Source organism: Rhodoglobus vestalii (genome assembly GCF_006788895.1).
Taxonomy (GTDB): Bacteria; Actinomycetota; Actinomycetes; order Actinomycetales; family Microbacteriaceae; genus Rhodoglobus; species Rhodoglobus vestalii.
On record NZ_VFRA01000001.1, the window covers coordinates 424,215 to 436,682 of the forward strand.

The following is a 12,468-nucleotide window of genomic DNA, read 5'->3' on the forward strand; positions in this document are numbered from 1 at the left end:
CCTTGAAGTCGTGGATCAGTTTAGGGAACTGCACCGGCGGCCAGACACCGCCGAAAACTATGCGGCCTGTTCGAGCAACCAGACCATGAGAGCCTTCTGAGCATGCAAGCGGTTCTCCGCCTGATCCCAGATGACACTCTGAGGCCCATCGATAACATCAGCATCGACCTCGAAACCGCGATCAGCGGGTAGACAGTGCATGAAGATCGCATCGGGCTTTGCGAGGGCCATCATCGCGGCATCCACCTTGTAACCGCCGAGCGAAGTCAAGCGTTCCGCCTTCTCATCCTCTTTGCCCATAGACACCCAGGTGTCGGTGACAACAACATCGACACCGGCCACCGCCGCCGCCGGATCATTAAGAATCGAAATCGACCCACCCGTGGATGCGGCGATCTTTTCCGCATCTGCCACGACATCCGCCAGCGGCAGGTAGTCATCAGGGCAGGCGACACGCACATGCATACCAGCGGTAGCACCCGCCAGAAGATACGAGTGCACCATGTTGTTTGCGCCATCACCGAGGAGCGCCACAGTGAGGCCCGCGAGTTCACCCTTGTGTTCGCGGATCGTCAACAGATCAGCAAGCAACTGGCACGGGTGGAACTCGTCGCTGAGAGCGTTAATCACCGGAACCTGAGTGCCGTGCGCCATCTCCGTGAGGCCCTCTTGGCCATAGGTGCGCCAGACAATCAGGGCGACTTGGCGCTCAAGCACCCGCGCAGTATCAGAGGCTGTTTCCTTGCCGCCCAACTGGCTGTTGGCCGTGGAGATGATCAGTGGTGAACCACCCAAGTCGGCGATGCCGACCGCGAACGAGACCCGAGTACGAGTCGACGACTTATCGAAAATAACGGCAACTGTCTGAGGCCCCCCAAGAGGCTTGCGGCCCCAACGATCAATCTTGACCTGCTCGGCGAGCGCCAAAATATCGCCCTGCTCCCGGGGGCTGAGATCATCATCGCGAAGAAAATGCCGGGTCATGAAGCCTCCGAAGGTGCTGGGGTAGTCGCCTCGTTCAGCACCGTGCTGAACGTCTCAATAAATTCGGCAATCTCGTTGTCGCCGACGATAAGTGGTGGTGCGAGTCGAATCGTTGACGCATCGGGGGCATTAATAATGAGTCCGTGCTCCAGCGCAGACTGCACTATCTGTGCCGCAACTGGCTGCGCCAAGCCGATACCGATCAGCAGGCCACGGCCACGCAACTCACTGATGAGCGGAGAATCCAGCCCGGAAAGTGCCGCACGAATTTCAGCACCGCGCTTCGCAGCGTTTGCCACGAGGCCAGCGGACTCGATCTGCGCGAGCACCGCGTTGGAGACGGCACAGACCAGCGGGTTACCACCGAACGTCGTGCCGTGCTGGCCAGGTTGCAGGAGAGTGGATGCCGCACCAAAGGTCACCAGAGCACCGATCGGAACTCCCCCGCCGATACCCTTCGCGAGCGTAATCGCGTCGGGAACAATGCCGCTCTCTTGGAAAGCGAACCAGTTTCCTGTGCGTCCCGCCCCAGTCTGAATCTCGTCGAGGATCAACAGCGTGCCATGTTGGGTGGTGAGTTCGCGCGCAGCTTCAAGATAGCCTGCCGGCAGCTCACGCACCCCCGCCTCACCCTTGATCGGCTCGACAACGAGCGCCGCAACATCCGGTCCAATCGCAGCGGTTAACGCCTCAATGGTTGAGTCAATGTGCTCGACATTGGGCAACAACGGTTCGAAGGGGTCACGAAGAGCGGGCTTGCCGGTAATTGACAGTGCACCGAATGAGCGTCCGTGGAACGAATCCTTCAGCGACAGGATGCGTGGGCGCCCCGTGCGCCGAGCGAGTTTAATTGCGGCCTCGATCGCTTCGGTACCGGAGTTCGCGAAGAACACCCGCCCCTCGTCGCCGGCACCCGTGATGCGCAGCAACCGCTCGGCGAGCGCTAGTTGCGGCTCGGAGGCAAAGAAGTTCGAAATGTGCAGCAGGTTCGCTTGGCTCGTGAGCGCCGCAACCACTGCGGGGTGGTTGTGGCCGAGCGAATTGACGGCGATACCGGCCAAAAAGTCGAGGTAGCGTTTGCCGTCAGAATCAAAAACAGCAGAACCCTCACCGCGCACAAGCTCAATCTTGGGCACACCGAAGGTGTTCATCATGCGGTGGGCGTAGTCATCTTTCCAGCTCATGCGGGTACCACCTCGGTGCCAATTCCGTCTTGCGTGAATACTTCGAGCAGAATCGAATGCGGCGCACGACCGTCGATGATGGCGGCCTTCGGTACTCCGGCATCCACCGCGGCAAGACAGGCTGTCATCTTGGGAATCATCCCCGACTCGAGGCTCGGCAAGAGTTCACGCAGTTCATCCGTATTAATGATCGATACCAGAGATTCCCTCTTCGGCCAGTCACTGTAGAGACCAGAAACGTCCGTCAGAATCACGAGCTTCGCCGCATCGAGGGCAATCGCCAGCGCCGCCGCCGCAGAATCTGCATTGACATTGAGGAGGCCTGAACCGTCATCATCAATATCGCCGCCGTCTTGCGCAAGAGTCGACACCACGGGGATGCGGTCAGCCGCCAACACATGGAGCACGCGTTGAGGATCAACCTCCGTGACATTGCCGACGAGCCCAAAGTCGATACGCTCGCCCTCGATCTCCTTAATCATGCGCTCACCGGTAAACAGGGAGTGCTCGTGCCCGGCAATACCGTTCGCAAGATCGCCGTGCTCGTTGATCAAATCAACCAGTTCAGCCCCCACCTGACCGGTGAGCACATCCCGGACGACATCGATGGACTCTTCAGTAGTAACACGGTACCCGGCACGGAACTCCGACTCGATCCCGCGAATCTTCAACTCTTTCGTAATCTGGGGCCCGCCGCCGTGAACAATCACCGGGCGAACACCAGCAAGACGCAGATAAACCATGTCTTGCACGAAAGCGCGCTTAAGCTCGTCGTTAATCATGGCGTTTCCGCCAAATTTGACCACGATGATTCGGTTTCGAAAGCGCTTGAGCCACGGCAGTGCCTCGATCAGCACCCCCGCTTTTGTCATTGCCTGCTCGTGAGCTGGGCCGTGCGTGTACGCGGGCATCAGCTGGAGTACGCACTGTTCTCATGCACGTAATCGTGCGTGAGATCGTTGGTCAAAATGGTCGCTTCGGCGTCCCCGGTAGCAAGGTCGATGAGAACGTGAACAGAGCGTCCCGTCAGATCCACCTCATCGCGCGAACGATCGGGGGCCCCCGCGTGGCAGACCCGCACACCGTTCATCGAGACATCGACGGCGTAGGGGTCGAAAGCGGCATCCGTGGTTCCGATCGCAGCAAGCACACGACCCCAGTTCGGATCGTTGCCGAAGATCGCGGCCTTGAACAGATTATTGCGGGCAACCGAACGGCCAACGACAACAGCTTCGTCTTCACTCAGAGCCCCGACCACCTCGATCCGGATCTCGTGGCTCGAACCCTCAGCATCGGCTTGCAGTTGCTCGGCAAGATCGTTGCACACGCTCGTGAGCAGTGCAGCAAATTCTTGCGGCTCCGGGGTTACGCCTGAAGCCCCTGAAGCCATTACGCTCACCTGATCGTTCGTCGACATGCAGCCGTCAGAATCGAGACGGTCAAAACTGACCCGGGTGGCGTCGCGCAGTGCGCGGTCGAGCTCGGCCGACGCGACAGCGGCGTCGGTGGTGATCACCACCAGCATTGTCGCGAGGCCCGGCGCGAGCATCCCTGCACCCTTTGCCATCCCGCCAATCGTGTAGCCAGTGCCGGTCGCCGTAACCGTTTTGGGCTTGCTGTCGGTGGTCATGATGGCACGCGATGCGTCGTCACCCCCCGTGGTCGACAGTGCGGTTGCTGCCGCAGTCATTCCCGCGAGCACCTTTTCCTGGGGCAACGGTTCACCGATCAGCCCCGTGGAGCATACGAGAATATCGCCAGCGGAAATGTCGAGGATCTCAGCCACATGTTCGGCGGTGGCGTGCGTCACGTAGAAACCCTGAGGGCCGGTAAAACAGTTGGCGCCACCCGAGTTCAACGCAATCGCAGTAACTACACCATCGTCAATGGCTTGCTTCGACCAGATGATCGGATGCGCCTGCGCGCGATTGCTCGTGAATACCGCGGCCGCATCAAAGCGAGGCCCGCGATTGACGACAAGAGCGACATCGAGTCCACCACTGGCCTTAAGGCCTGCTTCTACTCCGGCGGCTTCGAACCCCGCGGCTGCTGTGACGCTCATGGTGCAACTCCGTCCAGCGCAAGGCCAAGAGTTTCATCAAGCCCCAACGCAATATTTGTCGATTGAATGGCGGCCCCGGCTGTGCCCTTAACAAGATTATCGATCGCGCTAACCACCACAACGCGGCGCGCTGCTTCATCGATAGCGAGCCCAATAAGTGCCGTGTTTGCGCCGACAGTGTCCGCGGTGCGGGGAAACGCACCCTCCGGTAACAAGTGCACGAACGGCTCGTCTTGGTAAGCGGTCTCCCATGCTTCGCGAACCTGGGCCGCGGTCACGCCATCCGCAAGCTTCGCCGTGGAGGTTGCCAAAATTCCGCGGGACATCGGAACAAGTACCGGAGTGAAAGAAACGCTGACGGCATTAGCGCCGGCAACCTTCAAGTTTTGGGCAATCTCAGGTGTGTGACGGTGGGTGCCTCCCACGGCATATGCCGATGCTGAACCCAACATTTCGCTCGCGAGCAGATTCACGCTCAAGCTCTTGCCGGCACCCGACGGGCCTACCGCGAGCACCGCAACGATGTCTTCAGCGTCAATCAACGACGAACGGATGCCCGGAGCAAGCGCCAGCGTAATCGCGGTGACGTTGCATCCCGGCACCGCGATGCGCTTCGAACCCGCGAGGACTTGCCGCTGTGTTCCCCCAGAGCTGTGGAGTAGCTCGGGCAGACCGTAATCCCAGGCACCGAAGTAGTCGCCACCGTAGAAAGTAGCCCAATCGGCCTCAGAAGTGAGCCGGTGGTCGGCACCGCAATCGACGACGAGAATGTCAGGGCCGAGCTCAGCGGTGAGCGCCCCCGACCTACCGTGCGGAAGCGCAAAGAAAACGACGTCGTGGCCCGCGAGAACCGAAGGTTCGGTCGGCTGGAGTTCAAGGTGCGCGAGCGAACGCAAGTGCGGCTGGACGTCGATGAGGCGCTGACCGGCGTTGCTGAACGCGGTCACCGTCATGACATTGAGCTCGGGATGGGTGGAAAGCAGACGGAGGAGCTCGCCACCGGCATAACCGCTGGCACCGGCCACAGCGACCGAAATTGACATGGAATTACCTTCGAGGTGGGTTCGGAAACGAGAACACTTGCGGCGGCGCTTCAGACACAACCTCGTGGGTCATGGCGAAACTCCGCCTATCGTCGCTCGTCAGCCCCGCGCAGAACCGGCGAAGACGGCGCAACAAAGCTCAGCGAGAGTCGCTGGCTGCAAGCGCGGAAGTCGGTCACATTTCTAGAGTAGTGCCCAGACACGGGCGCAAGCTAATCGTTAGCGCTGATGCGCGCTGACTATTCGCGCAGTTCCGCACCGACTCGTTCGGCCGCAAGAGCCACTGCGGCGTTCTTCGCCTCGGTGGCCTCCACCTGCGTGAGCGTACGATCAACGGCGCGGAAACGAAGTGCGAACGTCAGAGACTTCCGACCCTCGACGAGACCGGCACCACGATAGTCATCGACCAACCGCACGCTCTCTAGGAGTTCTCCGGCACCCTCGCGGATGATCACAAGCAACTCCCCCGCCTGAACGGTATCGGGCACAACCACGGACACGTCCTGCGTAGCGGCAGGGAAGGACACAATCGGCGTCGCCACGACATCCTCAACAGCACCCTCGATGAGCGCACTCAGGTCGACCTCTACGACTGCGACAACGCGAGGAAGATCAAGCTCACGCGCCAACGCCGGCAACAACTCTCCCGCATACCCAACAACCTGGTCACCAACGCGCAACTCGGCGGTGCGACCGGGGTGCATCGCTTGGTGACGTCCAATAACAATACTGATGTCGACCAGCATCGTGGCGGCCAACTGCTGAACAGTTGCCAAAGCGTCTGACAGGCCACGAGAAACAGCCTGCTGTCCCGGCTGGCGTGTCACGGCGTCGCCCACAAATATTGCCGCAACGTGCCACGGCTGGGCCGGAACGCTGGCATGAAGCTCCGTCAGCGCAGAGTCAGTCGGCAGCTCGTATCCCGCCGGGAGATCAGCGCTGCCGTAGGAGCGCCCTGCTTCGGGCAAAAAGACTGTTCCCACCTCGAAGAGTGCGAGATCCGCGAGCCCGCGAGACACGTTGCGGTGTGCGATGGCGGTGAGACCCGGCAGCAACGAACGACGGAGAGAGGCAGCATCCGGGTCCAAAGCATTCGCCAGCGCAATAGCAGTTACTCCGCCAGCCTGCGGGGAACCGAAAAGATCATTCGATGCCGTCGAAATGAACGGGTACGCCAGAACTTCGGTGAGCCCCGACGCGGCCAAGCTATTGGATACCGTTCGACGGAGTCGCTGAGCGCGAGTCAAACCGCGCCCAGGAGGTGCCACCGGAAGCACCGAGGGAATTCGGTCATAGCCCACAATTCGGGCAACTTCTTCAGCGAGGGTGGTCTTGTCGTCAAGATCGGGGCGCCAGCTTGGTGGTGTGACCAGCCATCCCGTTTCGGTCGCCTCAACCGTCGTGCCAATAGCGGTAAGCGAATCAGTGATCTCGTCATCCGAATAGCGCACGCCGATTAGGCCCTCGATATAGGCTTCCGGCAGCTCGATTGCCTGCGGATTATGTGCGGCCGGAATATCACTGCCGAGTGAGTCAACGGTTCCGCCCGCCAAGTCGACGAGCAATCCCACGACGCGCGCTGCAGCAGCAGGGGCGACGAGCGGGTCAACGCCGCGCTCGAAACGGCGCGAGGCTTCACTGCCGAGCTTGTGGCGACGGGCAGTGCGCGCGACCGAAATCGGCTCGAAGTTTGCGGACTCGACCAGCACGTTGGTGGACGTCTCCGTGATTTCGGTGCTCGCGCCCCCCATCACGCCGGCCAACCCGATCGGGCCAGAGTCATCCGTGATCAGCAGATCTTCGGCGTCGAGGGTGCGTGACTTGTCGTCAAGGGTCGTCAGTCTCTCCCCTGCTCGTGCACGACGGACCGTCAACCCGCCAGACACTCGATCAAGATCGTAAGCATGGATCGGCTGCCCAAGCTCGAGCATCACGTAGTTGGTGATGTCCACCGTGAGCGAGATTGAGCGGATGCCGGCGAGCGTCAAACGACTGATCATCCACGATGGTGTCGGCTTGGTGACATCCACGTTCCGAACAACTCGCGTGGTGAAAGACCGCACACCGGCACGCCCACGAATGGGTGCGCCGTCATTGATGACGACGGAGTAACCGCCCGCCTCAGTGATCGTGGGGCTATCAGCCGGGTCGGTAAAGATCGCGCCGGTCGAGAGGGCGAACTCGCGCGCAATGCCGCGAATCGACATGGCATAGCCGCGATCGGGAGTGACATTCACTTCTACCGCGAAGTCATCCAAACCGAGCAGTTCGATTGCATCAGCACCCACTTCGGGATCAAGCCCGAATGTTGACAGAACTAGGATGCCATCGTGATCGTCGCCGAGACCGAGTTCACGGGTCGAGGCGATCATTCCGTCAGAGACGTGGCCGTAGGTCTTGCGCGCAGCAATCGGGAATGGTCCGGGAAGCACCGAACCAGGAAGCGTCACAACAACCTTGTCACCGACAGCAAAGTTGTGGGCGCCACAGACGATACCGCGCGGTTCGGCTTCGCCAACATCCACCTGGCACCAGTTGATCGTCTTGCCGTTGCTCTGCGGCTCACCAATAAATTCGAGAACCTGACCGACAACGACCGGTCCCGAAATCTCGAAATCGTGAACATCTTCTTCTTCGAAGCCGACCTTCACGAGGGCGGCATGAACCTGCTCGTGGGTAATATCTGCGGGGATCTCAACGAATTCCCGCAACCAACTCATGGGAACTTTCATCAGATCACCATTCCAAACTGCTGGGAGAAGCGAATATCGCCCTCAACCATGTCGCGCATGTCATTCATCTCGTTGCGGAACTGGAGTGTGCGCTCGATTCCCATTCCAAAAGCGAAGCCCTGATATTCCTCGGGATCAATGCCGGCGGCACGCAGAACGTTGGGGTTGACCATCCCGCAGCCACCCCATTCGACCCAGCGGGCACCACCCTTCGCGCCCGGCTGCCAGACATCCATTTCTGCGCTCGGCTCCGTAAAGGGAAAGTAGTTGGGGCGCAGGCGAATCTGGGCGCCCTCACCGAACATCGCCCGCGCAAGGTGCTCCAGCGTGCCGCGCAGATGGGCCATCGTGAGGCCCTTGTCGATCGCGATACCCTCCAGCTGGTGGAACACCGGTGTGTGCGTCGCGTCAAGCTCATCAGTTCGGAACACGCGTCCGGGCGCTACAACGTAGACCGGGAGCGGGCGCTCAAGAAGAGAGCGGATCTGAACCGGGCTCGTGTGGGTGCGCAGCAGAAGATGCGACTCGATCGGATCGACGAAAAAGGTATCTTGCATCGCGCGTGCCGGGTGATCTTCATCGAAGTTGAGCGCGTCGAAGTTGAACCACTCGTTTTCGAGCTCTGGCCCTTCGGCCACTTCCCAGCCCATTCCGACGAAAAGGTCGCTCATGTGTTCCATGAGCAGACTGAGCGGATGCCGGGCACCCTTCACGTAACGAGTGGCGACGGCGGTAACATCCATAGCTTCAGCCGCAAGCTTCGCGTCTTCTTCGGCGACGGCCAGCTCGGCTTCGCGCGCACTGAACGCGGCGCCGACGCGCGAACGTGCCCCGCCGATAAGTTTGCCCGATGCCGCGCGGTCTGCCGGCGGAACGTTTTTCATCTGGGCGTTCAGCGCTGCCAACGGCGATGCTTCGCCAAGATGGGCAGTGCGCACCGCTTTGAGATCGGCCATTGTCGCGGCGGAGTCGATGGCAGCAAGAGCTGTTTCGACCGCTGCGGTTACCGCTGGTTCTGTAATCGGGGTGGGTTCAGACACAAGAACTGAGTTTAGCTGAAGCCACCACCGCTGTTATCGCGATACCCGGATCGCCCGCGCGGCATGGTGATGGCGCGGGTGCCCTCGGCTCCCGGCACCTTGGGGTTATCGGGCGTGACCTTGCCGAGCTTCGGCCCGCTGCGTTTCGCCGCGTAACGAGCGATGTACGACAGCGTCACGTTCATCACCAGGTAGATGACGAAGCCAACCGCAAACAGTGTGAACAGGTAGCGGCTGCCATAGAAATTCTGAAGGTTTTTGATTGTTCGCGCCAGCTCGGGGTATGCCACAACGTAGGCCAACGAAGTGTCTTTGACGAGAACGACGAGTTGCGCGAGGATAATCGGCAGCATTTGGCGGAAGGCCTGCGGGAACTCAATGATGAAGCGGGTCTGTAGTGAGGTGAGGCCCACAGAGAGCCCTCCTTCACGTTGCCCTTTAGGGAGCGAGTTGATGCCTGCTCGCAACGCTTCACCAATGATCGCGCCGTTATAGACCGCGAGTCCGAGTACGCCAGCCCAGTAGCTGCCTGTCGAGAAGAGGAGGAAGACGAACAGGATCATCAGAAGCAGCGGCATTCCGCGGAAGAACTCCAGGAGCACCGAAGTGGGAATTCTTACCCACTTGGATGCTGCAGTGCGGCCGAAGGAGAACAAGATTCCGACCAGGATCGCCAGTACCGCAGCGACGCCTGCCATTCGCAGCGTCTCTACAACTGCTCCGCCAAACGCACCCCACACTTGTGGATCACTGAGAATGTCGGTGCGAGATGGGTCAAACATACCGGGCTGCTCGGCGCCGTTCGCGTTGACGCGGGGCGCCGCGAGTATGAAAAATACCCACGTCAGCCCGGCCAAAATTGCAACAGCGCCAATGACCGACGCGATGGCCGAGTTGCGCCGGGTTTTGGGCCCGGGGGCATCGTAGAGAACGCTCATACTCATCGCAGCACCATGACTCTCTTTTCGATCGCACCGGCTATCAGGCCGAGCGGGACAGTAATGGCAAGGTAGAGAGCAGCCGCGTATACCAGTGTCAACACGACGACATCTCCGTTATCGCGCGCGGCGGCATACGTCGCTTTGAAGAGCTCGTTGACAAAGAAGATTCCCGCGACCGAGGTGTTCTTGGTGAGAGCGATAAAAACGTTGATGAGTGGGGGAACAACCATTCGGCTTGCCTGAGGCATAATCACGAGGCCAACGGTCTGGGTGAAACCCATCCCGATGCTGCGCGCGGCTTCAGCCTGCCCGACAGGAACACCGTTGAATCCGGAACGCACCGCTTCAGCGACGAAAGGCGAGGTGTAGAGGGTGAGACCCAGTGCCGCGAGCAGGAAAAAGTCGAGCTCGACACCCAAAATTGGAAGCACGAAAGCGCAGAAAAAAAGCACCAAAAGAAGGGGGATGTTCCGAAGGATCTCCGTATAGACGGTCGCGAAAACCCGCAACGACGGAACGGGGGAAATTCTCATCGCCGCGATGAGCACGCCCAAAACAAAAGCGCCCACACCAGAAATTGCCAGAAGGGCAAGCGTCAGAAGGAAACCCTGCATGTACAGCGGCGTGATGCTAACAAGGGCATCAATCGCGTTAGAGATCGCATCCATCCAGGGTCTCCTGAAAAGTTATGAGTTATGACGTGGCAGGTGCTCGCCCGCGCACAGAGCGCGAACGAGCACCGAGCACACTAACTAGTTTTAGTAACGGTCCACAGCGGGCGGGGCGGGGAGCTTCAGGACGGCGCCTGCAGTTGCTTCCCAAGCCGCTTCCCACGAGCCGTCGTCATACGAAGCTTCGAGCACGTCGTTGATGTGAGTGCGGAATGCGTCATCATCAAGACCGAGGCCGATACCGTAAGGCTCTTCGGTGAACGGGTTGCTGAGAACCTCGAACTCGCCAGCGTTCTGGTCGGCGAGTCCAGCCAAGATCACGTTGTCAGTGGTGACAGCGATCACGTTGCCGCTGCGCAGCGGCTCAAGGCAGTTCGAGTAGGTGTCCGTCGTGATGAGGTCGACACCGTATTCGGCGATGTTCGCCTCGGACGTCGAACCGGCAACACTGCAGACTGCCTTGCCCTCGAGGTCCTCGGGGCCAGTGATGCCCTCGGGGTTACCTGCGAGTACCAAGATGTCCTGACCAGCGTTGTAGTACGGGCCAGCGAAGGAAATTACTTCCTTGCGCTTGTCGTTAATCGTGTAGGTAGCGATCACGATGTCAACAGTGCCGTTCTCGATGAACGTCTCACGGTTGGCAGAAACAGTCTCTGTCCACTCGATGTTGTCTTCACTAATACCGAGCGAAGCCGCAATGATCTTTCCGATCTCAACGTCGAATCCGACGGGTCCGCCCGACGGTCCTTGGAGACCGAACAGGGGCTGGTCGAACTTGGTACCAATAGTGATCGAGCCTGCCTCGGCAAGATCAGCCATGGTCGTGCCAGCTTCGAATTCAGGAACTGCTGCCTCGACGCCTGGTTCCGCGGTGTCGGTTTCTGCTGCACACGCGCTGAGGCCAAGAAGGCCGACAAGCGCAATAGCAGAGATCGAGAGGCCTTTTTTGAGCCGCATATTTTTCTCCTTATGCTGTGGGGAAATTACCCACTGTTTTAGTGGGTAAGAATTTTTGAGAGGAAGTCTTGCGCTCTCGGAGACTGGGGGTTAGTGAAGAACTGCTCAGGCTCAGCCTCTTCAACTATTTCGCCATCCGCCATGAAAAGAACACGGTCGGCAGCCTTGCGTGCGAAGCCCATTTCGTGGCTGACAACCAGCATGGTCATGCCGTCCTTGGCCAACTGAACCATGACATCCAGAACTTCGTTGATCATCTCGGGGTCGAGTGCCGAAGTGGGCTCGTCAAGGAGAATGATCTTCGGGTCCATTGCGAGCGACCGCGCGATAGCCACGCGCTGCTGCTGGCCGCCCGACAGTTGAGCCGGCATCTTGGATGCCTGATTGGCGATACCGACACGATCGAGAAGCTCCATCGCATGCTTATCGGCTTCGGCTTTGGAAATCTTGCGGACCCGACGTGGGCCGAGGGTGACGTTCTCTAGGATGGTCTTGTGTGCGAACAGATTGAATGACTGAAAGACCATTCCAACATCGGCTCGCAACTTGGCGAGACCGGAACCTTCCTCGGGGAGAAGCTTTCCATCGATGGTGATGGTTCCGTCATCAATCGTCTCAAGACGGTTTATTGCGCGACACAGGGTTGACTTTCCGGAACCGCTGGGCCCGATGACGACCACCACCTCACCGCGATGAATCGTGGTTGTGATGTCTTTGAGCACGTGTAGCTCACCAAAATGTTTGTTGACGTGGTCGACTACGACCAGAGGTTCACCGCTCTGTGCTGGCATAGCTGTATGCAACCACACGCGTGCGAGTACGGTCAAACGGCGCGCCTAGACGTAACACGCTCG

11 protein-coding genes are annotated in these 12,468 nt (G+C 59.6%); all 11 read right to left on the reverse strand.

All coding sequences use genetic code 11. The features are described 5' to 3' along the window. Positions 1–57: 57 nt before the first annotated feature. The gene (argF, locus tag FB472_RS02070) at positions 58–984 is read right to left on the reverse strand and encodes an ornithine carbamoyltransferase (RefSeq protein ID WP_141989445.1); all 927 of its coding nucleotides are present in this window, start codon (positions 982–984) and stop codon (positions 58–60) included. Continuing rightward, a complete protein-coding gene (locus FB472_RS02075) occupies positions 981–2,168 on the reverse strand; it encodes an acetylornithine transaminase (protein WP_141989446.1) in 1,188 nt (395 codons plus the stop codon). The genes argF and FB472_RS02075 overlap by 4 nt, the downstream gene beginning before the upstream one ends. Beyond that, positions 2,165–3,079 carry an acetylglutamate kinase gene (gene argB / locus FB472_RS02080; protein ID WP_141989447.1) on the reverse strand — a complete coding sequence of 305 codons (915 nt, stop codon included), beginning with the start codon at positions 3,077–3,079 and terminating at the stop codon, positions 2,165–2,167. The genes FB472_RS02075 and argB overlap by 4 nt, the downstream gene beginning before the upstream one ends. Beyond that, positions 3,079–4,230, reverse strand: a complete 1,152-nt coding sequence (argJ, locus tag FB472_RS02085) for a bifunctional glutamate N-acetyltransferase/amino-acid acetyltransferase ArgJ (protein WP_141989448.1) — start codon at positions 4,228–4,230, stop codon at positions 3,079–3,081. Before argJ ends, argB begins: the two co-directional genes overlap by 1 nt. Further along, positions 4,227–5,273 (reverse strand): N-acetyl-gamma-glutamyl-phosphate reductase, encoded by a 1,047-nt coding sequence (gene argC / locus FB472_RS02090; protein WP_141989449.1) that lies wholly within the window; start codon positions 5,271–5,273, stop codon positions 4,227–4,229. The genes argJ and argC overlap by 4 nt, the downstream gene beginning before the upstream one ends. A 239-nt stretch (positions 5,274–5,512) precedes the next feature. Then, positions 5,513–8,005: a phenylalanine--tRNA ligase subunit beta gene (gene pheT / locus FB472_RS02095; RefSeq protein WP_141989450.1), complete on the reverse strand. Its 2,493-nt coding sequence runs from the start codon at positions 8,003–8,005 to the stop codon at positions 5,513–5,515. Continuing rightward, positions 8,005–9,045 carry a phenylalanine--tRNA ligase subunit alpha gene (gene pheS / locus FB472_RS02100; protein WP_141989451.1) on the reverse strand — a complete coding sequence of 347 codons (1,041 nt, stop codon included), beginning with the start codon at positions 9,043–9,045 and terminating at the stop codon, positions 8,005–8,007. Before pheS ends, pheT begins: the two co-directional genes overlap by 1 nt. Before the next feature lie 11 nt (positions 9,046–9,056). Further along, positions 9,057–9,989, reverse strand: coding sequence for an amino acid ABC transporter permease (locus tag FB472_RS02105; protein WP_141989452.1), 933 nt, complete (start codon positions 9,987–9,989; stop codon positions 9,057–9,059). Next, complete coding sequence (locus tag FB472_RS02110) at positions 9,986–10,654, reverse strand: amino acid ABC transporter permease (RefSeq protein WP_141989453.1); 669 nt, start codon at positions 10,652–10,654, stop codon at positions 9,986–9,988. Before FB472_RS02110 ends, FB472_RS02105 begins: the two co-directional genes overlap by 4 nt. 90 nt (positions 10,655–10,744) lie before the next feature. Beyond that, positions 10,745–11,614: a glutamate ABC transporter substrate-binding protein gene (locus tag FB472_RS02115; RefSeq protein WP_141989454.1), complete on the reverse strand. Its 870-nt coding sequence runs from the start codon at positions 11,612–11,614 to the stop codon at positions 10,745–10,747. A 38-nt stretch (positions 11,615–11,652) separates the two neighbouring features. Next, a complete protein-coding gene (locus FB472_RS02120; RefSeq protein WP_021809584.1) occupies positions 11,653–12,405 on the reverse strand; it encodes an amino acid ABC transporter ATP-binding protein in 753 nt (250 codons plus the stop codon). Positions 12,406–12,468: the final 63 nt, after the last annotated feature.